Source organism: Curtobacterium sp. VKM Ac-1376, from assembly GCF_015351025.1.
Lineage (GTDB): Bacteria > Actinomycetota > Actinomycetes > Actinomycetales > Microbacteriaceae > Curtobacterium.
The window spans coordinates 33428-58800 of sequence record NZ_JADKRV010000011.1 but is presented as its reverse complement, the minus strand read 5'-3'; the positions used below and the strand labels follow the sequence as shown (position 1 = coordinate 58800).

The 25373-nt window shown below is 64.3% G+C and carries 22 protein-coding genes and 1 pseudogene; 8 read left to right on the top strand and 15 right to left on the bottom strand.

Annotation, left to right across the window (positions count from 1 at the left end; genetic code table 11):
- Positions 1–16: 16 nt before the first annotated feature.
- The 9 genes from ITJ56_RS13135 to ITJ56_RS13095 are packed head-to-tail and all read right to left on the bottom strand — an operon-like array spanning position 17 to position 10533.
- The gene (locus tag ITJ56_RS13135) at positions 17–787 is read right to left on the bottom strand and encodes a metallophosphoesterase family protein (RefSeq protein ID WP_194631062.1); all 771 of its coding nucleotides are present in this window, start codon (positions 785–787) and stop codon (positions 17–19) included.
- Entirely contained in the window at positions 777–1997 is a 1221-nt protein-coding gene (locus tag ITJ56_RS13130; protein WP_194631061.1) for an ATP-grasp domain-containing protein, read from the bottom strand. The genes ITJ56_RS13135 and ITJ56_RS13130 overlap by 11 nt, the downstream gene beginning before the upstream one ends.
- Positions 1994–2527 carry a dCTP deaminase domain-containing protein gene (locus ITJ56_RS13125; protein WP_194631060.1) on the bottom strand — a complete coding sequence of 178 codons (534 nt, stop codon included), beginning with the start codon at positions 2525–2527 and terminating at the stop codon, positions 1994–1996. Before ITJ56_RS13125 ends, ITJ56_RS13130 begins: the two co-directional genes overlap by 4 nt.
- Positions 2524–3060 (bottom strand): AAA family ATPase, encoded by a 537-nt coding sequence (locus ITJ56_RS13120; protein ID WP_194631059.1) that lies wholly within the window; start codon positions 3058–3060, stop codon positions 2524–2526. Before ITJ56_RS13120 ends, ITJ56_RS13125 begins: the two co-directional genes overlap by 4 nt.
- A complete protein-coding gene (locus ITJ56_RS13115) occupies positions 3045–4673 on the bottom strand; it encodes an alkaline phosphatase family protein (protein ID WP_194631058.1) in 1629 nt (542 codons plus the stop codon). The genes ITJ56_RS13120 and ITJ56_RS13115 overlap by 16 nt, the downstream gene beginning before the upstream one ends.
- The gene (locus ITJ56_RS13110) at positions 4670–5455 is read right to left on the bottom strand and encodes an HAD-IIA family hydrolase (RefSeq protein WP_194631057.1); all 786 of its coding nucleotides are present in this window, start codon (positions 5453–5455) and stop codon (positions 4670–4672) included. Before ITJ56_RS13110 ends, ITJ56_RS13115 begins: the two co-directional genes overlap by 4 nt.
- Positions 5448–6656 (bottom strand): hypothetical protein, encoded by a 1209-nt coding sequence (locus ITJ56_RS13105; protein ID WP_194631056.1) that lies wholly within the window; start codon positions 6654–6656, stop codon positions 5448–5450. The genes ITJ56_RS13110 and ITJ56_RS13105 overlap by 8 nt, the downstream gene beginning before the upstream one ends.
- Entirely contained in the window at positions 6653–9091 is a 2439-nt protein-coding gene (locus ITJ56_RS13100; protein ID WP_194631055.1) for a dCTP deaminase domain-containing protein, read from the bottom strand. Before ITJ56_RS13100 ends, ITJ56_RS13105 begins: the two co-directional genes overlap by 4 nt.
- Before the next feature lie 50 nt (positions 9092–9141).
- Complete coding sequence (locus ITJ56_RS13095; protein ID WP_194631054.1) at positions 9142–10533, bottom strand: glutathionylspermidine synthase family protein; 1392 nt, start codon at positions 10531–10533, stop codon at positions 9142–9144.
- A 168-nt stretch (positions 10534–10701) separates the two neighbouring features.
- On the opposite strand from ITJ56_RS13095, the gene ITJ56_RS13090 reads away from it, so the two are divergent.
- The 4 genes and pseudogenes from ITJ56_RS13090 (at position 10702) to ITJ56_RS18740 (ending at position 12671) form a co-directional block, all read left to right on the top strand.
- Positions 10702–10920: a hypothetical protein gene (locus ITJ56_RS13090; protein ID WP_194631053.1), complete on the top strand. Its 219-nt coding sequence runs from the start codon at positions 10702–10704 to the stop codon at positions 10918–10920.
- A 397-nt stretch (positions 10921–11317) separates the two neighbouring features.
- Positions 11318–11716, top strand: coding sequence for a hypothetical protein (locus ITJ56_RS13085; protein WP_194631052.1), 399 nt, complete (start codon positions 11318–11320; stop codon positions 11714–11716).
- A gap of 130 nt (positions 11717–11846) precedes the next feature.
- Positions 11847–12134: pseudogene (locus tag ITJ56_RS19130) on the top strand (FRG domain-containing protein); the annotation flags it as partial.
- A 3-nt stretch (positions 12135–12137) separates the two neighbouring features.
- Positions 12138–12671 carry a hypothetical protein gene (locus ITJ56_RS18740; RefSeq protein ID WP_267239045.1) on the top strand — a complete coding sequence of 178 codons (534 nt, stop codon included), beginning with the start codon at positions 12138–12140 and terminating at the stop codon, positions 12669–12671.
- A gap of 834 nt (positions 12672–13505) precedes the next feature.
- On the opposite strand, the gene ITJ56_RS13075 is transcribed toward ITJ56_RS18740, so the two are convergent.
- A complete protein-coding gene (locus ITJ56_RS13075) occupies positions 13506–13766 on the bottom strand; it encodes a helix-turn-helix transcriptional regulator (RefSeq protein ID WP_323749808.1) in 261 nt (86 codons plus the stop codon).
- Positions 13763–14575 carry a peptidoglycan-binding domain-containing protein gene (locus ITJ56_RS13070; protein ID WP_194631050.1) on the bottom strand — a complete coding sequence of 271 codons (813 nt, stop codon included), beginning with the start codon at positions 14573–14575 and terminating at the stop codon, positions 13763–13765. The genes ITJ56_RS13075 and ITJ56_RS13070 overlap by 4 nt, the downstream gene beginning before the upstream one ends.
- Positions 14576–15274: 699 nt before the next feature.
- On the opposite strand from ITJ56_RS13070, the gene ITJ56_RS13065 reads away from it, so the two are divergent.
- The gene (locus tag ITJ56_RS13065) at positions 15275–17614 is read left to right on the top strand and encodes a glycoside hydrolase domain-containing protein (protein WP_194631049.1); all 2340 of its coding nucleotides are present in this window, start codon (positions 15275–15277) and stop codon (positions 17612–17614) included.
- A gap of 310 nt (positions 17615–17924) precedes the next feature.
- On the opposite strand, the gene ITJ56_RS13060 is transcribed toward ITJ56_RS13065, so the two are convergent.
- The 4 genes from ITJ56_RS13060 to ITJ56_RS13045 all read right to left on the bottom strand — a co-directional run bounded on the left by ITJ56_RS13060 (position 17925) and on the right by ITJ56_RS13045 (position 21431).
- A complete protein-coding gene (locus tag ITJ56_RS13060; protein ID WP_194631048.1) occupies positions 17925–18449 on the bottom strand; it encodes a hypothetical protein in 525 nt (174 codons plus the stop codon).
- Positions 18450–18810: 361 nt separating this feature from the next.
- The gene (locus ITJ56_RS13055) at positions 18811–19128 is read right to left on the bottom strand and encodes a hypothetical protein (protein ID WP_194631047.1); all 318 of its coding nucleotides are present in this window, start codon (positions 19126–19128) and stop codon (positions 18811–18813) included.
- Positions 19129–19349: 221 nt separating this feature from the next.
- Positions 19350–20411 carry a PIN domain-containing protein gene (locus tag ITJ56_RS13050; RefSeq protein ID WP_194631046.1) on the bottom strand — a complete coding sequence of 354 codons (1062 nt, stop codon included), beginning with the start codon at positions 20409–20411 and terminating at the stop codon, positions 19350–19352.
- Positions 20412–20549: 138 nt separating this feature from the next.
- Entirely contained in the window at positions 20550–21431 is an 882-nt protein-coding gene (locus tag ITJ56_RS13045; RefSeq protein ID WP_228517815.1) for an NYN domain-containing protein, read from the bottom strand.
- Positions 21432–22011: 580 nt separating this feature from the next.
- On the opposite strand from ITJ56_RS13045, the gene ITJ56_RS13040 reads away from it, so the two are divergent.
- The 3 genes from ITJ56_RS13040 to ITJ56_RS13030 all read left to right on the top strand — a co-directional run bounded on the left by ITJ56_RS13040 (position 22012) and on the right by ITJ56_RS13030 (position 25318).
- The gene (locus ITJ56_RS13040; RefSeq protein WP_194631045.1) at positions 22012–22428 is read left to right on the top strand and encodes a hypothetical protein; all 417 of its coding nucleotides are present in this window, start codon (positions 22012–22014) and stop codon (positions 22426–22428) included.
- A gap of 26 nt (positions 22429–22454) precedes the next feature.
- Positions 22455–23129 carry a hypothetical protein gene (locus ITJ56_RS13035; RefSeq protein ID WP_194631044.1) on the top strand — a complete coding sequence of 225 codons (675 nt, stop codon included), beginning with the start codon at positions 22455–22457 and terminating at the stop codon, positions 23127–23129.
- Positions 23130–23224: 95 nt separating this feature from the next.
- A complete protein-coding gene (locus tag ITJ56_RS13030) occupies positions 23225–25318 on the top strand; it encodes an ATP-binding protein (RefSeq protein WP_194631043.1) in 2094 nt (697 codons plus the stop codon).
- Positions 25319–25373 lie beyond the last annotated feature (55 nt).

Below are 25373 nucleotides of genomic sequence, written 5' to 3'. Positions count from 1 at the left end.
ACGGCCTCCGGCGATGTCAGGGCACCCGGCCGGTGCGAAGCGCGAACGCCACCTCGGGGCGACCGACCATCTCAGCTCGCCGCGCCGCGGCTTCGTGATCATACGAGATACGGCGGTGTTGCACGCCGACGATGCGAGTGCCGGTCGGTGAACTCTCGAGGTCGAGGAGCACGTAGCTCGCGTCCGGTGTCCCGTTCTCGACGACATGAGGCCGGGCATGATCATCGTCCTCGTATGCCTGCAGCCCCACGCTGCCCGCACCGACGACGGCGGTCCCATCGGCGGACTGCGCAGAGGCGGGCAAATGCGAGTGTCCACAGAGGACAGCCACAGCCTGGGTTCCATTGAGCCGAAAAGCCAGCTCCGCTGGCAGCGCCGGTTGCAGCATGCCGTCTTGCACCGAATGCGTCAGGTATTCGTCATCTGCGCGCGGCGAACCGTGGACGGCGACGATGTCGGCCTCGACGTCGATCCGTTCAGGTAGAGCAGCCATCCAGGCGATCTGTTCGTGTCGCAGCGACGAGCGTGCATGAGCGTCGGACAGGCCGAGTCGTCCGCCGGCGACGACTATTCGGTCGTGGTTCCCGCGAACACTCCGCCAACCCTTGCGCATGAGGAGCTCGACTGTCTCGGCCGGCCAGAGCGCCCCCGAAGCGACGTCGCCGAGGTTGAGTACCTCGTGCACCCCGGTGCTGGCGATGTCACCGACGACAGCTTCAAGGGCGGCGACGTTGCCGTGGATGTCAGAGACAACTGCGAGCCGGCGAACGGCAGATTTATTCGGCATCGTCGACCTCGATTTTGAATTCCCGCTCGACGGCGGATCGGACGGCGGCGTGACCGGCGGCACTGGTGGAGCGGGTCAGACAGTAGCCAGCGACGGTGTACGCCCCTCCGGTTGTGCGCACATGCTCTCCGACCTGTACCGTGTACTGCACCCGTTCGACTCCGTCGATGGCGAGGAGTTCATCAGGTGAACTCATCTGCAGCACGCGTCCGGGCCGGGTCGACAGTGCTACCCATCCGTACCCGGGCCGCTTTTCGTACTCGTCGATGTTGGTCACACCCGTCCGTTCCAGCGCCGCTACCTCCGCCCAGAAAGACCGGCCGAGCGTCGCGTCGAGTGCGAGCCCGATGCCTCCGCCTCCGGGGCGGCATGCGATCTCATTACAAACGAGGCGATCCCCGACCCGCAGCACCTCGACGTGAACGACTCCTTGCAGGAGCCCGAGTGCCCGCACTGCCGCGGCACCGAGATGCTCGACTACGGTCGCCTCGTCATTGTCAGCGTTGATCGTCTCCGATCCATGGAACGAGCCCTCGTCCCAGGTGAGGCACGGTGCGGAGTAACGTGACGCGATCGGAGCGACCAGACGCCCCTCGGTGACGAGCGAGTCGAGATGGTACTCCGCATCGGCCCGGAGGCGTTGCTGCACCAACCACCGCGCCCCAGGGACGTACGCCTCAGCAAACCGTGACGCGGCGTCTACGTCCTCGACCACACGTACGCCGGAGTTTCCACTCCCGGTTGTCGGTTTGACTACGGCTGGGTAGCCAATTCTCTGAAAGGCGTCCATAGCGTCCTCTGCGCTCGACACGGTGACAGTGGCGGCCATCGGCACCCCAGCTTCGAGAAGTCGATCCGCCATTACGCCCTTGTCGACGAATCCGACGGCGATCTCTGGGGATGTGCCTTCCACGCCCAGCCTTGCACGGAGGCGCGCTGCCGGCCGGACGGTGCGCTCCGACGTCGCCAGGATCCGTATTCGCTCGTCTTCTTCTGGTCGGACAGAACTCGCGGAACATGTGTCCTGCAACGCAACCACGGTGGCTTCCGTGTCGGCTATGTCGGCGACGACCACGACCGTTCCGGCGCCGTGCGCACGGAAGTCCTCCGCGTACCACGGCTCCGTCACGACCACCGTGTCACGTTCCCGGACAGCTTCCGCCGCAGCATGAGCCTTGTTCGTGCCGAGAACGACAAGCGTTGGTTTCACCGCGTAGCCTCCGGAGCACGTTCAGTCCAGATCTTTGAGGCGACGACGTCAGTGGAGCCGGTGTACTTCCCTCGGTACGAAAGCGCCGCGCCGTACATCGACCAGAAGGCGAGCTTACCGATGAGCATGCCGGAGAAGAGCCTCACCGGGTGAGCCACCTTGATCTCGAGTGTCCACGGGATGACTGCCCCGGAGTGCCCCAAGGGAGCCGAGTACTGGATCCAGACACCGAGAAGCGCCGTCGAGAGTCGAGCGTGCAAGGTCGCCGCGTAGTTGTCGCTGCCCATCCGTTCCACAGTCGACGCGAGGTAGATCCGACCGGGCAAGAAGAGGTACCCGTCTTCCCCGATGAGCTCCTCGACGACATTGGGAGCCCGATTCGGGTCGAGCGTCTGCTCCTCGTACGTCAGGACACGGTCACCCAACGTGAATCCGTAGCTGTTCGGTTCGACACGCGCCGGATCGAACGGTTCGATCACGAGCCTCCCGTCACGACGTTCGGATGCGATTTGCGCACCGGTGAGGATCACAGGAGCACCTCCAGTAGGTCTGTAATCTGCGAGCGGAGGGCGTCGACGCTTCCGCTGTTGGTGAGGGTCGCGTCGACGGGGATGCGGTGGATTCCCTGCGAAGACGCGTCTGACGTTGAGATGTCGCCGCGTGCCTTGAGTCGCCGGAGACGTACCTCTTCGGGCGCTTGCACACGGACGATCCGGAACCCGTTGTCGCGGAGCACCGCAGCGTCCACGTCAGGGTCGCGCAGGTCGTCGTTGATGATGACATCGGCGGCCGAGGCGTTGACCCGTCGCAGGAAGCCGTCGGCGAGCGCGCGCTCGTTGAGACGCCGCAGCTGGACGGCGATGTCTTCCAAAAGCACCTGATCCTGAACATCTGGCGGAAGCTCGACGCCGGCGGCGGAACGGAATCGCTGCTGGAGTTCGTACAGCGGGGTCGCGAGCTTGACGATCTCGCTGCGCAGTCCTCGGGAGGCGAGGCCGTCGATGAGGAAGGCGACTGTGGTCGATTTCCCAGCGCCGGAATGTCCGATCAATGCGATCCGCATACCGTGGTCCCCTCCTTGAGCATCGCGTTCACGAGGTCGGCGATCTCTGCGTTGTCACGGTCGAGACGACGTGCCGTGCAACCGGGCGATGCGATCACGTAGGTGGCAGAAAGACGCGGGTCGCCGTCGTTAGTCACATGTGCGGCGGATCGGCGAGGCGCCTGCCAGGGGTTGTCGTCAGCGGGGAGGTCCGCCACGGGTAAGACATCGGAGCGGAACACCAACGTGGCTTCGGAGCCCGATACTGCCGCCGGTTCCACGGCGTTGCCATCGGCATCAAGAACCGCGACAACCGCTGACCTGCCTTCCCCGTCCGTCGCGGAACAGATGGCTTCGACTGCGGTGCGGAGCGACTCTGTGGCAGCGGCGGTGTCCAGGTACCCGCTCTCGAGATGCCGTGCGTTGACGAGCACCAGCCCCGTGCCGGCCTCGTGATACCACACATCGGAGGATCCGGTGTCGGCCTCCCCGTGCGGGTCAGCGACCGCCAATCCGGCAGAGCGCAGGACGACGTTGGGCAGGAAGGTGCTGCGGATCGGAGCCATGCCATGATCAGCCGACACGACGACACCGTCGGGTCGCTGCGCGGCGATCATCTTTCCGAGGCAGGAGTCGACGAGTTCGTAGGTGCGGACCACGACCGCCCATGCCGCGTCCGCGATCTCTGGGTCGTCCGAGTCGAGCAGACCGACGACCTCGTGGCTGATGTCGTCGACCACGGGCACGTACCAGAGGCCGAGGTCCGCGTCGGGATGGTCGAGGAAGGGGGCCGTCATGGTGCGGACCACGATCTCGGCTGCCTCCAACAGGATGTCTTCAGCTGCGCCGTCGCCGCCGTCGGCGAGGCGTCGTCCGAACGTTCCGTTCCGGTAGAGACTGCCCATCGAATCGCCGAGGAACGGTCCGACCGTTCGCTCCCTCCGCCGTGCGTGTCGCACTGTGTCCGGAGCGCCGACGATGCGCGTGCGCCATGCGCCTGAGCGCGCGACGGTGATGACGCCGGTATCGGGGTCGAGCATCGCCCGATACCAGCGCCCGAGTCCCGGCTCGCGCCATACGGGGGTCCAGGCCTGCCCGAGTTGGACGGTCTCCGAGCTCTCGGCGAGTTCGACGACGTCTCCGATGCGACGGATCACCGCGTCCGGGCTGGCCGTGTCGGGGAAAGGTGTCTCGGACTGCACCTTGGGAATCTCGAGCGCGCCTTCACGCTCGACTCGCGCGTTGAGTCCGTCCATGGCGAACACTGTCCCTGAGGGGAGGTCACCATCGGCGGTGAGCGTCCAGGGGGCATGTACGGACACAGCGCTCTTGGTCCGGCCGATCCATGCTGGCCGTATCTGCAGTACGCCGTCGTCGAACCCGCGGAGCATCTGCTTGCGTTGTCGCCCGGAGCCGGCGACCCAGAAGCCGTGCACGCCGTGTCGTCTCGGCGTGGTGCCGGTGAGGAGCGTCGCAAGGCCTGCCGGCGTCTGGCAGTTCGGGAACGGGGCTGAGGCCGCGCCCCACTCTCCTCGTGAGCGGAGCACCCGGATGGTCGGCAGGTGCCCGCGTTCCACTAACTCGTCGACGATCCATGCTGCTGCTCCGTCCCAGATGTGCCAGAGGACCTTCACCGTCCTGCCCCGACGACGAGTTGAGCAGCTTCGACGATGCTCACGGCGGTGCTGTCCGCTTCAGGCATGTCGGTACGGCCAGCTTGATCGGCAGCCTTGCCCGTCAACACATGGATCGAATCGAGGCCGCTCTGCTGCGCCATGAGGATATCGGTGGAGCGGTCATCGCCGATAACGACGATCCGATCGTACGCGTCGCGTCCCCCCGCCGAGTCGACTGCAAGCTGGGCGAACGCCTTGGTCGGCTTGCCCAGGGTCTCCGCGGCTACCTCCGCCGCATATTCGAGCGCGGCCACTACCGCTCCCGTGTCGATGTGCTCGCCGTCCGCTGCACGGAAGTACTTTCCGCGCTGCAGGGCGATGAGGATCGCACCGCTGCGCAGCGCATGGAACGCAACATCGAGCGCGGCGTAGTCGAGGACGTCCCGAGCGTCCCCGACGATGACTGCGTCGGCCGCGCGACGGGACGTCACGGTTTCGAAGTCTGCGGCGAGCTCTTCACGGACTGCCTCGTTTGCGAGTACTACGGCGCTGCGACACGAACGCAGACGAGACCTGGCGGCCACGACGGGGGTGAAGACTTCGTCTTCCGAGACGGTCAGACCGAGCTGTTGCAGTCGATCTGCCAACGCGGCGGTCGCAGTCGAGTCAGTGTTCGTCAGGAAACGCACGGTCGCCCGTTCCCGTAAGGCCGTGATCGCAGCTGCAGCGCCGGGAACGAGGACACCGCGCTCGTAGAGCGTCCCGTCGAGATCACAGAGGACGAGGATCCGCTCAGGCATAGACAGCTCCCAGCGCTGCGTCGTCCCGTACGGCTTGCTTGAGGAACGAGAGTTTCGAGTAGGTGCCGCGCTGCGTCTTGAACCCGCTCGCGCCGAGGACGCTCTCGAGCCACTCCGCAATGGATTCCATCTCGCGGAGGACGTCCTCGTCGTTCTGCGGGAGGACAGACCGGGTCCTGAGGTACTCGAGCTCGCACTGCATCATGCGGTGGTGAGGGGCACCATCGATGGTGCTCTGATCGAAGAAGATGCCGTAGACGTGGCCGGTCGCGAGCGATTCGAAGTTGACGTCATACCTGACGCGGCGGAAGGGCGGGAGCGGCCGTGCGATGACCCCCATCCGGTCGGCTACGTACCCGACGAAGTCGTCGATCGTCTCGTTCTCCCGGCTCATGCGTTCCCCGCGGCGGAAGGCATCCGCGCCGAACCATTTCCGCTTCACGGTGTAACCACCGCCGACGAGAGGGATGAATGACACGTAGCCCTGCTCGTCGCCGGGCCCCTCGATTTCATGCAGGTGATTCTCGTAGTCCCAGGTTTGGAACTCGTCGTGGTACTCGGGAACGAATCCGGTGAGAAGACCGCTGCGAATAGCGTTGTACACGTCGAGGGTGGCCGTCCAGATGTCGCCGCCGTCGAGGAGGTATTTGTGCTCGAGTTCCTCGCCGGGGAATCGGCGGGTGTAGTAGCACTGGTGATTGTTCAAGAACAGGTGTCGGGTCTCGTTCAGACTGCGCACTATCGCGATGAACGCCGGATCAGCGGTACCGCTGAACGGAACCGGGTGCGTCGTGACGCGGATGAAGACGGCGTCGTCGTCGCTGTACCGGAGGCGGGTCCACACGTGTGCCCGGCCATGATCTGCAGGGACAACCACGCTCTGCGGCACCAGCGGCCCGTGGTAGCCGGCAGAACCCGCTGCATCCCGGACGGCGGCACCGGGCAGCATCCGCTCGAAGAGTCGTCCGAACGGCAGCCGTACCTCGCTGTCGGCAGAGCGGAGAAGCACCTCCTCGTCGGCCTCAGTTCGCCAGTCCAGCATCAGGGTGTTCGGAGCCCCGTGATCGAGGCCGTGAACCGCTGCTGTCGGCAGCCCTACAGTCAGAACACTTGCGACAAGTTGCTCGTTGGTGGTCAGGAGGCCGTCGACGAGGCCGGGCGCAGCAATGATCAGCAATGGCGCCTGTTCGACGTTGTTCACAGGGCCGCCACCGTTCCGTTCGCGATGAGGTATTCGTCGGCGGTCTCCTCGTGCGCTCCGACGACGGCGGGGACGCCACTCTCCCGAAGCAGGATGCCGAGATGGGACAGACTCGAGCCTCCTTCGAAGAGGAACCCGGCGACGTCATCGAGGAACACCGAGAGGACGGCGTACGGCGAACGGGCGATCACGATGGGCTTCCGAGGTGCGTTGCGGATGAGATCGGACACCGCTTCGAGCCCTGCATGTCCAGAGAGATCAGCGCTCTGGTCGATGCTGACCGCTGGTCCCACGGACAGACGCGACAGAACTGCATCATGGGGGCGAAGGTCTACGACGGGCCCCTGGGCAGTTCCGGGCGCAATGACGTTGCGCTGCGCACTGATCGCGCCGTGGGAGACGTCGGTGCGAGAGTAGTCCGTGAAGTACAAACGGCCACCGCGGATGACCCACTCCAGCGTCGTCGGACCGTACTTCTCTTCCATCGCCCGGCTGAACGCAATGAGCGAACGCGCTTCGGACTCTACGGTCTTCGCGAAAGCGTCCGGCACGTCCTCGTATTCCAGCACACTTCCGTCATCGCTGACGCTCAGCTGCGACGCGTGCGCGGTGCCTCGGTTCATCGCTAGCAGGCCCTCCGTTGAGACTTCCACGTGTAGGCCGCCGGGCTGCAGACGGGTGATGACGCCGGCATCGCCGCGGATGAATTCCCGGACGACGGCGTAGCCGAAGCCGCCGTCTGCACGGCCGTGGAGTGCCTGTGCGAGGACCGCTTCGAGCTGGTCCACCGGTTCGATGATCTGGCGGACAGTGTCCCCGAGGTCGGCGACGAACTCGGACGATTCCGTGGCTAGCAGCGTCGCTGTCCGCCCGGTTTCGACCGCCTCGGCGAGTCCGGCCTTGTTGAATCGGAGTACGACACCAGCGCCGGTCTGGAGTCCGTGCGCTCGAGCCATCGCGTGCGCCGGACCTCGTTTGGCGACATAGCCGGCGTAGATCGATGCGACGTCACCGAGCGGCACGGCAGGGGCGTCCTCGCCGTAGAGCGAGGACGCTTCGAAGGTCGGGTTGTCGCTCCGGTCCGCAGACGTCAGCGCGGCGGTAACCGGACGGACCTGAACGATCCAGCAGCCCGTGTCGTCCTCAGCCCATTCGACATCGACGTCGTGCCCCTCGACCCGCGCGATCCCTCGGACGAACGCGGTAACCGCGTCGAGCCCGTCGGGCGCATCCGCTCCTTCGACGGTGATGGTCGTTCCGGTTGCGGTGCCTGCCATGAGGGCATCTCCTAGACCGTCGACATAAGAGATCTCGACCCGCTGACCCAGTTCCGAGGAGAAAGCGACACCGGCGCGGGCAGGCGTGATCATGCGCTGGACGAATACGCCGATGCGCGGACGAGCCGAGAAATCTCCGGCGCGCACTCGCGCTGCCACTGCCGGGGCTGCGTACCAGGACCTCCAGACCGTTTCCACTGCCGAGACGACCTCATCATCGGGGCCGATGTCGAGCACCGAGGAGAACACCCCTGCGTTGCTCGCCGTCGAGGTGTCCTCGTCGACGGCGGAGGACCGGACAGCGAAGCGCGTCGTGGCGTCACCCCGCAAGTCGTCGATCGCTGCGGTCAGCACCGCGCGCGAACGGGCGTCCAGCCGGAATCCTGCCGCGATCCGTTCGATCCGAGTGAGCCCCTCAAAGTAGTACGAGCCGACAGTCGTACGAAGATCTGTCATCGCGTCCTCGAGTTCGACGACCATCGACGCCTTGAGGCTGCGGTCGGTGAACTCGACGGGAACCGAGAAGGCGGGCGGCACGGGCACGTGCTCGGACCACTTTGCGAGCGCTGCGAACTTCGGCCCGCTCTGTTGGGCATCGATCGCTGTCCCGAACCGAGGGAGCGCCCAGCGGCTCTCCTTCAAGTCCATGTCGAGGTGGATGTCACTGCTCCGCGGGCCCGCAGCCCCCTGGTACTTGCCGTCGTACAAGTCCACTGCTCCTTCTGCTCGCCACCACATCATCTGACCGATCGCCATCCCCGGGTACACGCGTAACCGCTGCGACGCGTAGAGCTGAAGAGTCCACTGACCGACGAACCCGATGTCCCCGAGCGATGCTGAAAGGTTGATGAACAGGCCCAGCCTGGCCACGGAAGACCTCGCGGCGAAGGTCGGGGCGTACACCTGACCACCGAGTTGCTCCCGCGTGTGTGCCAAGTACAACCGTCCCGGCTCGAGGACCAGACCATCGATCGGGATCTCCATCTCGTGGAAACCGTTGGGTGCCCTCGGATCGAGCACTTCGTCGTCGTATACGCGGAGTGTGGAACCAAGCGTGAAGTTGTAACTGTTCGGATTGACGTTCGCCTCGTGGAACGGCTCAATGACGATGTCCCCTGCGTCTACTGCCTTCACGATCTGCGGCCCTGTCAAAATCATGCTTCCCCTTAGCCTTCGCTACCCGGAGTGCTGATCGCACTCCACACTCGTTACGGCCTCCGGACTCCCTGTAGACGGCTGTCATCTCCTGCAATGAAGATGCAGCCGCGGGAGGCGCCGGCACTCTCGCCGATCACCGCCCCTTCCGAAGCGGGAAGCCCGCGGACGTAGGCGCCAGCGAACCCCCCTGCCAAGTCGAAGAAGCCGTAGTTCAGCCGCCAACCTCGGTGACCGTTCATCTCCTCAGTCGGGAACTGCTCGGTCACGGGGCGCACAGCCTCCTGAACGACGTACGCAGATCCTCCGATGTCAGTGATCGCGTTGATCCAGTCGTCCCGGTTCGTCTCCCATCCGATGACGACACCGTTTCCACTGGCGCCGAACGCCGGTTTCAGCACGAGCCGCGTCTGCTGCTCGACGCAGCGTTCGACGAAAGCGGCGCGGACGGCGGCCGAGTCCGATTCGGAAGGAACCGGCGTTGACCATGGAACGAGCCGCTCGACTGCTGCCTCCTCCGCAGGGCTGAGCACGCTCCTCGTGTCTGATTCCCAGAGCGCCGCCAAGCTGCGCTTGCTCCCGAAGAAGGACGCAGACAGCGGAGATACGATCGGCACTGCGGTGTTCTCCAGTTGCCTCAGCACCCCGCCGGCCCACCGTACGGTGGGAGCGTCGGCAACCAGCTCGCTGAGCGTGAAGAAGCGGTGCACCGTGTGGATGCGCCGTCCTCGGATTGTGACGGCCGAGCCAATTTCAAGCTCTCCGAGATGGGTTGGTACCGCTTCGACTCCGTGCTGGGCCAAGATTTCGGCGAGCAACTCGAGATGCGCGCGGGACTTCGGGAAACCCGTCGGAGTGTCTACCAGCGCGACGGTGCCCGGCGCACCGTCGGTCGCGTCCTTGATGTGAGCAACAAGTTGCCTCACCGGGTCTACGTATCCGAGTTTGCCGACACCGACGTAACGAGACACGTCTTCGTCGGCAAGAAAGGCCCTGTTGAGGGCGGCGATGTCGAGCCCGCCGAGCGCTGAACTCAGATTGAACTCGACCATGCGGAAGCCATTCTCGGTCCGGAGGACGTCCGCGCGTCCGACGTGCCGAGAAGTGCGCGCCTTCCCGATGGAAGCCAGTTCTATCCGATCCTCGGTGACGCCCAGTCGCCGCGCAAATCGCGATTCGTCACCATCGACGAGGCGGCCGGGCAGCGACAGCAGCACTTCGGCCACGACAGCGATGTCGCTACTCAGGTCCGCAACAACTTGCGCATCGAGGTAGACCGGCCGCGGGAGGAGGGAGTTCTCATAGGCGCGGAGCAGCCGCTCACGGTCAGCAACCGCGAGACGTGCCGCTAAACCGGGATAGTTGGACGGACCAACGCGTTCAGGTGTCTCGCCGGTGGCGGCGTCCCAGACGCTTGATCCCGGACCCCCCGGATAGTTCCCCATGCGAACGACCCTACCTGTTCACCTTCTGTTCACCACCTTTGTTACATGGCCTGCGGCCCGACGGCGACGGTGACGGTGACGGTGTTGTCGCCTAGTGCGGCCGCGACGCGTCTCGGTGAGTGGCCGCAACGGTTGCGTCGTCCTCGAAGAGGCGCTGATGTTGTCTGCATGAGCATCCGTTATGCCGATATCTTCGACAGAGCTGCGATCGACGTGGCCACCCCGACTCTCTACTTGGACCAGTCGGCTTGGGTACGCCTTGCGCAGGCTGCACGTGGGAAGAACGTCGAGTTCGAGGAACTCCTGACGGTTCTGGCGTCACGCATCGAGGGCGGCGAGCTCCGGGTCGTCCTCTCCGCGACCACTCGAGCTGTGGCACCGCTTTGACGGTGAGAGCAGACGCAGTGTCGCGGATGTCATGGCCCGGCTGAGTGGCTACGTGACGGTCGCTCCGATTGAGAAGCTCATCGGTCGAGATCTCCGTCGAACGCTCGGTATCCCCGAAGTGACCTGCCCGGTCTTCGATGTAGGAGTCGATCATGCGTTCGCGAGCCCGCTCGGCCGTCTTCGGGTTGTCGCGCATCTAGCGGACGAAGACGGAGTCGAGGGTCCGGAGCTGTCTCCGCCAGAAGGTTTGGTAGGCGTCCTGGCGCGCGCGGATCCGAGGGCAAGGGAATGGAACCATCTTGCGGGCCCCGATCGGGTGCTCGAGATGGACGGCATCGAGATGAGGCCCGAGCATCGTTTAGGCAGGTAGTTCGCAGTCCTGCAGCACGAACTCCGGATGAGATCGGCTGGCGGCGCTGACCCGTCCCTGCTCTACCGGTCGCTCGTTTCCCAGACCTTCCAGATGATCTCGAACGATCTCAGTGAAGACGTCGCGGCGGGAGTCCGTGACAGAGTCCGTTCGGCCGTCGACGGCGTCGCTTTGGTGAACCAAACACCGGCGCTCTCCGTCTTTACCGAGCTCCTGTACCGGGCGCACCGAAACTCCGATTACACATTCCGGCAACATGATCGGGCGGACGTGATGAGCCTGGCGCAGACGCTCCCTGACTGCGACGCGGTCTGGGCGGACAAGCACTGGGCGTCTATTGCACGCAGCGCCCGCTTAGACGCCGCATACGACACGGTCGTCGTCGGCAGCCCGCTCGCGCTGGCTTCCTGGCTCCAGCGCCTTTGACTCGTGGAGTCTTCCTGGAAGTCGCGCTCGCACGCTAGCTCCAACATTGACTAGTATTGCTAACATCTTGACATGGCGTCCGACGAAGCCGTCTCCGGAACAGGCGGCTCGAGAGCTCGTTTCGGTCGCCATGCATCTTCACACCACCTATCAAGACGTGTTCCTGTGGCGAGGGCAGACGAATACCGCTTGGGGCCTCACTCCTGGGATGCATTCCCGGGTCACAGGATCGACACAGCCCCGCACGGAGGCCACCGCATCGCGGGCGACCGCGCATCTGTTGAGGACGGCTCGAGCAGTCGGAGTCCACGAGTACAACGGCGCAAAGCTGCCAGACCTGGCTCTGCTCGCACACCTCCAGCACTGCGGCGCTGCGACTCCGTTGCTCGACGTTTCCACGGACCCGCTGATCGCACTATGGATGGCCGCTTTCAAGAGCCCGGAACGCCCCGGTGACGGAGACGACGTGTCCGGCGCTCTATTCGGCATCGTCAAACCGGACGACAGCCACTGGATCAAGCCTCTCGACTCAAGGCAGTGGGATGACTCCTCGCTGTCCATCAGCAGTAATCTGAACGGCGATGTCTGGTGGTACCAGGCGCCCGACGTGACCGAGCGTCTGCGCATCCAGCGTGGTTCCTTCCTCCTCGGCCCGCTGCAGCCTGGTCGCTCCGACGGCACCACGCTCCCGCTCGTGACCGAGCCGGCGGGTGAGAAGAACTGGGTGGAAGAACGCATCACCAGCCGCGGTAAACCCGGTGCGCCGGCAAGACGCACGACGGACGTGTTCAAACTGGAGATCACCGCCGCAGCGAAACAGTTCATACGCAAGCTGCTCATCGAACGATCCGGCCTGACGGTCGCGGCGATCTACCCCGTTCCGTGGCATCGCCCCTACATTGAAGAGTTCTCCCGCAGCTACGACCGAACCCGGCCGCTAGGACTGGATCTGTAGGCACTTCCCGCCGCGCGAGGAGATGAGCCGCTTCACCACGATCCGTTTCGCGACCCCTGGACCGTAGACACACCGCCGCCGTGCACCTCATAGGAGAGGAAGCCGGGCCGGCTCACGTGGCCTGGATCAGTGCCGTCCGCCAGGGGTCCAGTACCAGTTCATGGGAGCGTCGTTGAGGCAGTGGAACCCGTCGCGTTCCAATGCTGTGCCGAGGTCGGCGATCCTCGCTGTCGCGGCGTCGCTCCAGTTCGCTCCGGTCGCTTCACGTAGGACGTGGAGGAGGCTTGTCGGCCGGTGGCCGTGCTTCTTGCGCCAGATGGGAGCCGGCTGTTCGGCGCCGTCCGGCATCGAGATCGTCCATCCCTAACCCGCCGGGACGTCACGCAGACTTGTTGCGTCTGCACGTTCGAGCTGGTCAGCGAGTTCCGACAGCCACTGCTGCGTGAGGCCCGTGGCAGCAGCAGCAGCGTCGCTGCGGAGGTCCTCGACGGATCGGGTTCCGTACCGGGCGCGGTGGGCTCAGGTGATTGCGAAGAAATGATCGAACATAGTTGGTGCCCCACAAGTGATAGGTGATAGCTGACGGATGGCGGCACCGGGTCTATGCGCGGACAATCACATGAGTCGGGTGTCACTCGTTCTGGAGCGAACCAACGGACGTGAGCAGTCCCTATCGACGGCTCAGGGGTTGCAACTCGCACCTCGCCGCGGATCTTCCGCCATGACAGACACATACTCCCGCTATGCGCGGAAGATGACGGACAGTTGCGTCAGCGCCAGGATCCTCGATCTGACGGGGGTCAGGCTACGAGGCTCAAGACGACTTCATGAGTCTCACACGAGATGCAGCTCAGCGCTGCGTCGCACTGCGTCGAGTCGAGACACCGCGTCGAGTTTGGCGAACAGGTTCGCCGCATGCCGGCGCACTGTGTTCGACGAAATCCCGAGTCGGTTCGCGATCTGCTGGTTCGTCAATGCTTCCGCCATGAGTTCCACGACCTCAAGTTCACGGTTCGTCAGGCGGGGGCAGTGCGGTGGTTCGTTTGCGCTCTGGGGCACCGTGGCTTCTCGCGGCCGATCTTGTGTGACGGTCACAGGGAGCCTCCGTTCAGTCGCGCCTGGAGAGCCTTCACCGCGCTCGAGGTCGGCAGGTCGAGGACGCCGTCGGCGGGTGTACCGAGCCAGGCCTGCAGCGCTGCGATCGTGGCGCTGGGCCTCCCGGTCTGCCACAGTCCTTCTCCATCGACGACGAGGTGCGCTCCGTGTGCGTTCAGGTACGTCTGTAGTGCGGCGACGGTGTCGGAATGAGTGACGTCGATGCGGCCGTCTAGGGGACCGTCGTACAGCCCCTTTTCCCGCAACCGCTGCTGGAGGCAGCTGATGGTCTTGTGCCCGAGACGTCCGTCTACGGCCAATGGTGAGTTGTCTGTGGCGATTGCGTGCAAGGTCGCTTCGATGAGTGCACCTGGACACTCGGTAGTGTTCAGGTCGCGGTGACCCAGGACCTGCAGGGGGTGTCCGGCAGCGAGTGTCAGCTGGGAGATGAGTTCGGTAGCGGCTCGCTGAGCAGCTGCCGGATAGGCCTTGCTCCCGTCGCCGATGTAGCAGATCCCCCAGTACGCGGTGTTGTGTCCCGCGGTGTGCGTGCCGATGCCGTCGCGCCCACTCATTTCGTAGACGCGCCCCGCGTAGTCGATGGCGAAGTTGTAGGTGCCGGGCCAGTGGTTGGTGTCGCGATCGAGCCGCTCGATCATCCGGAGCAGGTCCTCGACGGCAGGGCGTGATCCACCTTCCCCTGTGACGGAGTGATGCACGACGACCCCGACCCGTTGTGCCGGCGTGACGGTGCCAGCGTTGAAAACCTGCTGCGTGCTTCCCCACTGCGTTCTCGTGACGATGTCCATTGCTCCCCCTCGGAGTCTGAATCGGTTGGCGGTGATGAAGGTAGACGAGCCCTCTGACACTCGAACGTACGTTCGAACGATGGTGGGGGCAATCGGGTTCCAGTGGTCCCTTCGAGCCATCGACAGACCCCGTGTCGGCGGAGAAACCTCCTGAGCGCAGCCCAACGGCAGCACCCGGCCGGACGACGGCTATATCGGGTGCTGGGCGCGCAACATCACGAATCGGAAGGGAATCGATGAACACAGACGGACAACCCACCGTTCCGAGCAGCACACGACGAAGAGGACCCGTCGGCATGGTCGCGCGAGCCGCCGCATGGCTTCATGGGGTGAGTTGGCGGCGACTGATCAGGACCATGGTGACGGCGATACCGACGTGTAACGCGATCGCACTACTCGTTCAAGATTCACTCTCCGACGACTCACTCTCGAGCGTCTTCCCAGTGTGGCTTTACGTCGGCGCGAACGCCGTGGCGGTGCTGAGCACTCTTGCGTCGAAGATCTGCGCGCAACTTCTGGTGAACCGAGATTTCGCACACTGGTTTGCGGACGAGCCCTGAGATCGCCGGACAGCAACCTCATGAGCCGTTTGGACCATTGGCGGCAGCCCCAAATCGAACATACCTTCGAAACCAATTCGATCAGAAGTCCCTCTGGTCGATAGGTATCGGATTCGATCCATAGCGAAAGGCAAGTCACATGGCAGATCAGTGGGTACTCGCGTCACAGCGGTGGCTCAACAAGACCTTCGGCTCAGTCTCCGGCTGGACGAAGGTGGCCGAGGACGGCAACACGGGACAAGGCACCGTCAACGGTCTGATCGAGGGGCTCCAGGCCCTCCTCGGCATCAGCCCGGTCGTACCATCGTTCGGGCCGACCACCTGGACCAAGCTGCAGGCACACGGCAATGTCGACGGCGACGACAGCACAAAGTGGGTCACTTTGGTGCAGGCCGCGTTGTACTGCAAGGGCTACTCAGGTGCCAGCCTTGACGGGAAGTGGGCCGACACGCTGCCTTCCGTCAAGCAGCTGTCCGCGGATCTCGGCCTTGGCAGCAGCGTCACGGGCCTCACCCCGAAGACGTTCCGAGCTCTACTGACTACCGACCCCGCGGTGAAGATCGCCGGCGGCACGGACGCCGCCAGAGCCGCGCAGCAGTACCTGAACGCTACCTACGGCAGCCACACGGGCTTCTACTACAACGCCACCGGCGGTGTCTTCGACCGGTCCACACAGCAGAACCTGGTTCGCGGCATCCAGTATGAACTCGGCCAGACCGACTCCGCTGCCGACGGCGCCTTCGGACCGGGAACTGGCGGGCAGCTGAAGGCGAACAGCACTTCTGTTGTCCGTGTCGGTTCCACCGGCCGATGGGTCGCGCTGTTCAAGGCGGCGCTCATTTTCAACGGCTACCCGGTCACCTTCAACAGTACGTTCACCGCCACGGACAGCGCCGCAGCGAAGCGCTTCCAGCAGTTCGAAGGGTTCACCTCGGCGAACCAGTCGGGCATCGGCGACTACGCCACGTGGGCAGAGCTCATCGTCAGCACCGGCGACCCGAACCGGCCAGGCACTGGTGCAGATATGGCCTCTACCATCACCGCAGCGCGCGCACAGTCGTTGAAGGCAGCCGGTTACACCATCGTCGGCCGCTACCTCACGAACGAACAAGCGACCAACCCGCTCGACAAGAAGATCAAGCCGGGCGAGCTGCAGACCATCTTCGACGCTGGTCTTCGCCTCTTCCCGATCTTCGAAGAAGGCGGCTACCAGACGTCATGGTTCAGCGCAGCACAAGGCGCGAAAGACGCTCAGCGCGCGTATGACGCTGCGAAGGCCTACGGCATTCCGGGCGGCACGATCATCTACTTTGCGGTGGACGTCGATGTCATCGAAGCAGAGGTTCGCGCCGACGTCGTTCCCTACTTCGCCGCTCTGAACACGAAGATGAACCAGCTCGGCGGCACCTACGGCATCGGCATCTACGGAGCCCGCAACACCTGCGCCATCATCAGTGATGCGGGTCTCGCCCGCACCTCATACATCTCGGGCCTCTCCACCGGCTTCAGCGGCAACCTCGGTTACCCGCTGCCCACCAACTGGGCGTTCAACCAAATTCAGACACTCACAATCGGCTCCGGAACCGGCGCCGTTGAGATCGACAAGAACATCGTGTCGGGACGCGATAGCGGTATTAGCAGTGTCAGCACCCCCGACAGCGCGTTCGCCGGGTTCTTCTCATGGCTCGACACCGTGCAGGCATACGCGCAGCAGTGGTACTCGTCCGGAAACGCGACCACAACTCCCAACCGTCTGGTCCTGCAGTACATGCGATACCCGTCGTACGGATCCGGGGAAGGAGGCGACTCGAGCGGCGCAATTCAGTGGTCCGTCGTGGCCGGACAGCTCGACCTCGGCTTCATCCAGTACATGGAGGACAACAACGTGGGGCGAGTGGACTCGTTCGTCGAGCCGAGCCCGTTCCAGGTGAAAATGGGGCCTCAGCACCTCGCTGCTGCGATTGACTCGCTCCTGCAGCACCCGATCAGCAGCAACGGTGCCGTGACCGTCGGCGAGGGCGGCGGCTGGGCCGGAGACCTCGTACAGTTCGTCGGCACCTGGGTGCCAGCCGGACGGCCGGAAATCGGCCAGTACACGCAGGACAACCTCGCCTCGAACGATGCCAGCGGGTTCGGTATCGGCGACCTGTTCGAGGACATCGATGGTTGGCTCATCGCGACCGTGATGAGGGGCAGCGGGGTGCCGACGAATGTCGCCATCAGGAACCATTACAGCGCTGGTGGCGGGTGCTCCTCCCGCTTCCCCGACTTCTACGACGCTCGACTCGGGGGTACCTACGAGTCGGCGGCGCAGAAGGCGTACGAAGCGCTGGAGTCGACTGAGGACTCGCTCTACACGGCGTTCCGCATCGCTCTGTACGAGAACTACGCGAAGAGCACATACACGTACACGTCGGAGGAAGCGAGCAAGTTCGCTGAAGGGTTCGTCCTGCGCTACAACGCGTTCCTCAGCATCTGAGTCCACCCTGCTTGGTGCCCCGCTCGTCGGGGCGCCAAGCAGGGGCAGCCGTCCGATGGATCGGGTCGGACTCCGCCGCGGTGTGCGAGGGTAGTTCTCCTGGACGTCGAGGGGAAGCATGCAGAAACAGCATCGGACAATTGCAATCACTGCGGCACTCACCGCCGCGGTGCTTTTCGGGGCATTCGGGATCAAGCAGGCGTTCGCTCACGAGGGCTTCTACGGTACCTGCAATGCGTTCACAGACCGGTGCCATGACGTTCCGGCAGCGAGTCTCGAACTAGTTGCCGGATACCACTGGGATGCTTCGTCAGCTCGAGTCCTCGAATCTTCCGCGACTTTGCCGCATGGCTTGCTTGGCAGCGCCGAGACCGTCACCGGCGTGATCGAGTTCCACAACGTCGGGCAAGGTATCAGCCTCGGCGACGGTACCTCGTACCCAGCGCAGGCTGGAACCGCCGTGAGTACCGAAAAGGGCGAAAGCGTTCTCCGGAGGCTTGGCGTGACAGAGGTGAAGACGCTCAGGAACCGAGACCAACTCGTCGTGCTCCGCGGAGAGACTGACGATGCCACTCTTGTTTACGTGTCCAGCCTGCTGGGCAGGTAACGGCGCGCACTTGCCGTCATAGGTGGCGAGAAGGGTCTTGCACTCCTTGACGATGGTCGTGATGTACCGCGGCGCATCGAGGAACGCCTCGATCTCGTGACGGCCGCGCAGAGCAGCATGCACGAACCGGAGTGCCGCATCGAACCTCGTCGTCTCAGAGGTCACCCGGCCGAGCAAGAACACCCGCTGGTCAGATGACGGCAGCGAACGCAGCAAGTCGAGTTCCATGTGACCACATTGCCATGCGACGGACAGCAGAGGGGATTGGAGCCCTTTGGGCTGGTGAGAGGACCTTGGCTGGCCCCTCCGACCGAGGCAACACCCTGCTAGCCGTTGCCGTGATCCTGGCCGGATCGCTTGCACTGACCCCGTCGGGGGTCTGACGTACCCTCGTCTCCACTGCTTCGAGCGATGGCCGCTCGAAGCGGCGGCCGACGAGTACGACCGCTCTGTTGTCCTTGCATACGCTCGAGAGCACCGCGCCGAGTAGGCATCGATCGGCTGGTGCGGATCCTTGACGCGTTCGATGCCCAGCCGGGTCACTGACCCGACGGAGAGCGGAGACTCATGCCGAATGCCGTTAGAGCGGTCACAGGCCGAACGCAGAAGCCGGTCGGGACGTCAGCACGACGAAATCGCGCGGCGGCCGGATCGTCGTGAGCAGCACCGTGCGGAACCCGCGGGCCCGTTCGTATGCCGAGACCAGGAGGGCGTCGGCGGCGCCGGTCGTGTAGACCATCGCTCCCGATGCGAAGGCCGGGTCGTCGGGCGAGGCCCCTTCGTCGGACTCCACCGTCTCGTAGACGCCAATGCGGTCGTCGAATTGGTTGCGGCCCACTGAGGAGACGAGCACGCTGGCGAGGGCGTCGTTGAGCACAACAGTCACTTCGATACTGCCGTCATCCATCCGTGCACTCCTCGTCTCGTGGGTTCCGTCGCCCCCTCGGCCGCGGCTGCCGACTATCCCCTATGCCGGCCGCAGAGCAAACGGAAAGTATCTGAGCGTATCCGTTGGGGGCCAGCCGTCGGGGCTGCCGCGTCAACTCTGCCAACGCGCGGCGTCTCAGCACCGATGCCCCGGCGGTCCACAGCGGGATGCGGAACCGAAATGCGCCCGAGGTGGAGGTGTCAAAAGTCGAAGAGGGGCGTCTGCGGTTCGTCCGGCTCGACTCCGGGGCCCGGTATGCCCGCGTCGTAGCGTCGCCAGTCGACGTTCTCCACTTCCATAGCCATGTTGTGGCCGAATAAGACGATCACGCCCGCGGTCATGGAGGTGGTCCCGCGGACATGAAGACGGTCACCGACGTGCTGGAGTTCCCAGCCGGTCTCGACGTAGGTTCCGTTCGGTAGCACCGCTTCGAAGGTGACGTCTCCGGTGATGTCGTACTCGACGACGTCGGCGCCAACTGTCGAGCGTGGCGATCCCGTCCGCTCGATCCCGACCGTCCATTGGATGTCGTCGACGCGGAACGCGTACGGCGCGCGGTCAAAGCCGACGTGTTCCGCTTCGGGTTGCATCTCGTCTTGGAAGTCGGAAGCGTCGAAGTACTGTGCGAACTCTTCGTCTTGTGCAATTGCGACCGCGTCGGCGACCGTCGTCGAGCGCCACGGCAGGTTCTCGAGCAGCCAGGGGGTGAGTTCGGTGACGACCTGGACGCGTCCCTGCAGCGAGTCGACCTCAAGCCGGAGGGGAGCTGCGAGTTCGCCGTTGTCGGCTCGGAAGATACGGTCTGCGGTGACGAGAACGACGTCGGCACCAGCCCCGGCCAGCTCGAGGACGTTCGCCCAGACCAGCGAATCCCGGTATCCCGAACCCTTGTCATCGAACGGGGGAATCCGCCCCACGGCTCGACGAACCAGATCGGCGTGGTCGGCGTGCGGAATCGGCAGCACCGCGAACCCGAGGTGTTCGTCGAGCCGCTCTTCGACATAGCGTCGATAGTCTCCGACGAACGGCGCCTCTGGGGCGGCGACGCCGAGCCGGCGATAAGTGCGGGCGACACTGTTGAACTGTTCGTCCGCTTTCATGACCTCCCGCCGATGATGCGAGATAAGTTCTTCGACGCATACCGCGGGAATCCGCACATCGACAAAGGTCTGCCACGACGCGTGGCCGAGGAGCCGCAGCGTTAGACCTGTCAGGGTCCAATCTCGGCGAAGCTCCGTGGTGTCGAGAACGATCGTCTTCAAGCGGCACCTCTCAGGTGGTTATACCGTCGGTGATATCGAACGATTGTTCGGCGCGAAGGGCAGGCTCACCCTCGTCGACGGTCCGCCAGAACTCGGTGCGCAGTTGCACACGAGTGCGGTCGTCGAGCGAGTATGTCTTCAACGCTTCAGAAACATCGACGAGCAATGCACGGTCGAGATCACGCGGAATCGACGGGCGTCCCGCGTGGAGTTCCTCTTTCGCGTCGTCGCTGGCCGTCGCGGCCCAGGCGTCGTACGTCCGCCGTGCCGCCGTGCTGATGGCGACGCGCACCGACTGCGAGTCGAGTGCCGGTGTGCTGACGGAGACAGCCCCGCTCCCACCACTGATTCGGTGTGCCAGTTCGCCGGGGTCGGGACGCCGCCTGTCGTCGGCGCAACGTCGAGCACCGGTTGCGGAACGACTTCGGCCTTCCCCGTTGTCGAACCATCGATCTTTCTCGCTGCGGTGACGGTGCCGTCGAGGATGCGCCACGTCAGCACCTCGATGTCGTCGGCGGCAAGCCGAAGGTGCCGGCTGACCCCCTGCGGAGTGCCGGACGCGGTCGGTACGGCGAGGATCACCACCTGGACGCCTTGCGCTTGCGCCTCTTCGACCGCTTCGGTGAGGTCGTCATCGCCGGAGATGAGATACATCGTGTCAACGGCGCCGTTTCTGGCATGACCGACCATGTCGAGGCCGATCCGGAGGTCGACCCCTTTCTGTTCACCGTCGACGCCGATCCGGCCGAGACGCAACTTCACCTTGGGGAGTATCGCAATCTGTTCCTGCGACGGTGACGCCTTCCCATCTCGGGCCGCGTCGTACCAGTACACACGGAGGATCGGCAGCGCCGTCTGCTCCTCGAGGAGCTCGACCAGTTGGCTCACGAGCTTGCCGTATTCGATGTCAACACCGGCGCGGAGTGACGACCCGGTCGCACGGGTCGCGGCCGCTGCGACGAGGTAGCCGGCATCGACGTAGAGAGCGGAATGTGAGCGCACATCACGATACTTGCTCAATGCCCGACATGAATCAAGGCGCCGAGCCGGGAACGCGAAGCCATCTCAGCAAGCGGCACGACAGCCAGCGGGACGACAGGTGAACTGTCGGACCGGCAGACCTTCGAGCGCTACCAGACCGGGCACCCTTGGCGGCATGGGCCTCATCAGTCTGCTGCGTCTGGGACTCGGGCACCGGCATTGGATGGTGCACGGAGTGGGATGGATGGGTAGCGAAGCCGAGACGCTTCGGGTACCGGCAAGTAGGCAGACTCGAGAGTCGTGGTCGCGCTCGGCGACCAAACGCTGCGGCGTACCCCGACCGCTCGAGTGCGGAGAGGTTCGTGAACTCGGCGGGCTCGCAGACACGCTCCTACCCGCGCCCGCCCATCCCCGACGGACACCTTGACCGGTCGACGCAGGTCGAGGTTGCCGCTCTCGGTCACGTGTGGAGCCCGCGGAAGCGAGCATGGCCACTTGAGCCCACCGCGGCCGACCGCACTGTCATTCACCCCTCATCCTGGGGGTGCTTCCGCTCATCGATGCGAGCGCCGTCGCTAATACGCTTGGTCATTCACGCCATAGATGACGGGGGACCACTGTGACCGGTTACGACCACGACAAGATCGCTGAACGCATTTCGGAGGCACGTTTTAGGTCGTACCTCGCTGAATCGGACAACACCGCAGATGCGCTGGAGCTCTACCGGTGGAACGCTGCGATGGCTTCGGCGATGTTCGAGCTCGTCGGGCATGTGGAGGTGGTGCTGCGGAATACCGTGGACTCGGCGCTGCGCGTCTCGACGTCTGAGGACGAACGGGGGATCCCGTGGTTCATGCTGCGGATCCCGAAGGTCACGACAAAGCTGGACACGCCTGAGTGGGACGACCTCGACGGGGATCGGGATTCCGCGCTGGCGAACCTGCATTGGGTTTCTGGTCGAAGCTCATCGGAGTCGCGAAGATGTGGGACGACCTCAAGGCTGGGTTTGTCCCAGGATGCGATCACGCAGAATTGACCCAACGGACCACCAAGGCATGGGCGTTGCGTAACACGCTCGCCCACCACGGCTCGATGCTCGACGTCGACGTCACCGCGGAGTTCGAGAACCTCCTTGCACTGGCGGATCTGATCGGGCCCGACATCCGGCCATGGCTGGTCAACCTCGAGCGTGTGACCGATGTGAACCGGCGGCGCCCTAACACGGTTCCCGATACCGTTCTCATCCCGGCGAGCGTCGCCTGGCCCACCTACCAAGCGGTCGCCGCATACGTGTGCCAGCCGGGCCGTTCCTTCCGGACGGTGAAGCGCCTTGCGTTCTACTACCAGGGGCAGATCATGCCGCAGGTGCCGCAGATCCTCTCGCGGCGCGACGACGTCCCGTGGACCGAAGCCGAAGCGAGACGGCTCGGCAGCAGTGGTTCAACGGGGGAGGTTCATCTCGCCCGCGTGATCGAACACACACTGCAGCACGGCTGGACCGGCCCGACCCAGCAGGTGTTCCTCCTGACCCGTCCGGACCAGACAGCGGACGGGCACCGCACCATCTCCCGGCCGGTCGTCCACGAGGGGTCGGGGCGTGGTTCGGCGTTCGTCCACAAACAGCGGTACTTCCACCTCTCCGACCTCGCGTCGGCGTTGACGACGGCGGATTTGCCCAAGTCGTACCTGCTCTCCGATCCGCTCCCCGAAGCGGAAGCCGAATCCGTCGACGACTGACCCCAGCCGGACAGCACCCACCGGTACCGGGCGGAACATCCGGTACCGGTGGGTGCGCTTAGGCTGGCGAGAGAGCGAAGACGGAGGGACCGACATTGACGAACGAGGCGGGAACGGCGCCGGCGCCGCTCAATGAGGACGGGGGCAGCCCCTACGAGATGAGTATCAGCCTCAACGTGCTGCAGCATCTCGGGCTGAATCTCTACAGCAACGTGCCCGCCGTGTTGAGCGAGGTCGTCGCCAACTCCTACGACGCCGACGCGTCGCGAGTAAACGTGGACATCGACGTCGACAATGGAGTGGTCGTCATCTCCGACGACGGCCACGGCATGACGCTTGAGCAGATCAACGCCCGGTTCCTCAACGTCGGGTTCACCCGCCGGACGAATGGCTTGGCGACCAGCCCGAACGGCCGCAAGGTGATGGGGCGAAAAGGTATCGGCAAGCTCTCACTGTTCTCCATCGCCGACGTCGTCGAAGTACACACCGCGCGCGCCGGGGAACGGAACAGCCTCCGGATGTCGACGGAAGGCATCCGATCGCAACTGAAGAAAAACGGTAGCGAGCCCTATCGGCCAACGCCGATCAGCACCGACACCATCGACTTCGAGCACGGCACCCGCATCGTCCTGAGGTCGCTGAAGAAGCGCTTGAGCAGAACGAGCGACGCGCTCCGCACCCGGTTGGCACGGCGATTCTCAGTCCTCGGGGAGGACGCGGGGTTCCACCTCTTCGTCGGCGGGTCGGAGGTGACCGTCACCGACCGTGACTACTTCCACAAGCTGGAATTTCTGTGGACCTTCGGTTCTGGTCCTGCGACCGTCGACGTCGCCGGGCGCGCAGGCGACGCCCGGGTGTTTCAGGAGGACGCCGTCCTGCTTGTCCCCGTCGACGAGGACGGCACCCCGGTCATCGGGGGCGAACCTTTCGAAGTGACCGGCTGGATCGGGACCGCGAAGTCCACGTCGGCGTTGAAGGATCAACGCACCGGCGACAACATCAACAAGATCAGCCTCGTCCTCCGCGGAAAACTCGCCCACGAAGACCTGATGGAGGAGTTCAACGAGAACGGCATGTACGCCTCTTACCTCATCGGCGAGATCCATGCGGACTTCCTCGACGATGACGAGGAAGATGACATCGCCACGAGCAGTCGGCAGCGCATCGTCGAGGACGACCCCCGTTATCGGGCGCTCGTCGCCTGGCTGAAGAAGACGACCACGGCGATCGGCCGCGCCTGGCTGGCTGAGCGAGACCAAGGCGGACGGGATCGAGCTCTTCACAACGAACTCATTGCCGAGTGGTTCAAGTCACTCCAGCGGGACCAGCGCAAGAAAGCGGAGCGCCTGTTCGGGAAGATCAACCAGCTCACGGTGAACCGGGAAGAAGAGCGGAACGCTTTGTTCGCGCAAGCGGTCATCGGGTTCGAGACACTCCGCTACCGCGACAACCTCGACGCGATCGACCAGTTCGAACCCGAGGATCTGCGTCGGTTGTCGGTGCTGTTCGGCGACATCGCCGACATCCAAGCTGCCCTGTACCGCAAAATCGTCCGTCAACGCCTCGAAGTCATCGAGAAGCTCCGCGAACACGTAGATGCCAACGACCTGGAACGCGTCCTCCAGGAACACCTTTACAAGAACCTGTGGCTCCTCGACCCCGCATGGGAGCGAGCCGCGGATCACAGCATGGAAGAACGGGTCTCCACAGCGTTCAAGGCGATCGACGCGCAGCTCACACCGGAGGAGGCGGCGTCCCGCATCGACATCCGATACAAGCGGACCGGCGGTACAAACGTCATCGTCGAGTTGAAACGTGCCTCCGTGCACACCGACGCGTTGACGTTGCTACAGCAAATTGACAAGTACCAGAACGCGCTCCGCAAGTACCTCCGGGACACTCAACGACCCGAGCTGATCGAAGTGGTGTGCGTCCTCGGCCGATACCCGCAAGCATGGACGGATAGAGAGGTTTACAACCAGGAGGTGAAGATGCTCGCCGCGAAGGGGGCGAGGGTCGTCCTTTACGAGACGCTGCTCGCCGACGCCGAGAGCAGCTACCGGGAGTACCTGCAAGCCGATACCGAAGCCGGCAGGATCGCGACGCTCATCGAAGGGCTTGCCACGCACGCCGACGACGAGTCCTTCAGCGACGACGCCTTGGACGTCGCGCCGGCCGGCATCCGGTGACCAGCCGGTGCCCCGGCGTTGCAGGGTCCGCAGGGCGGAAGTCCACGGCGGTGCC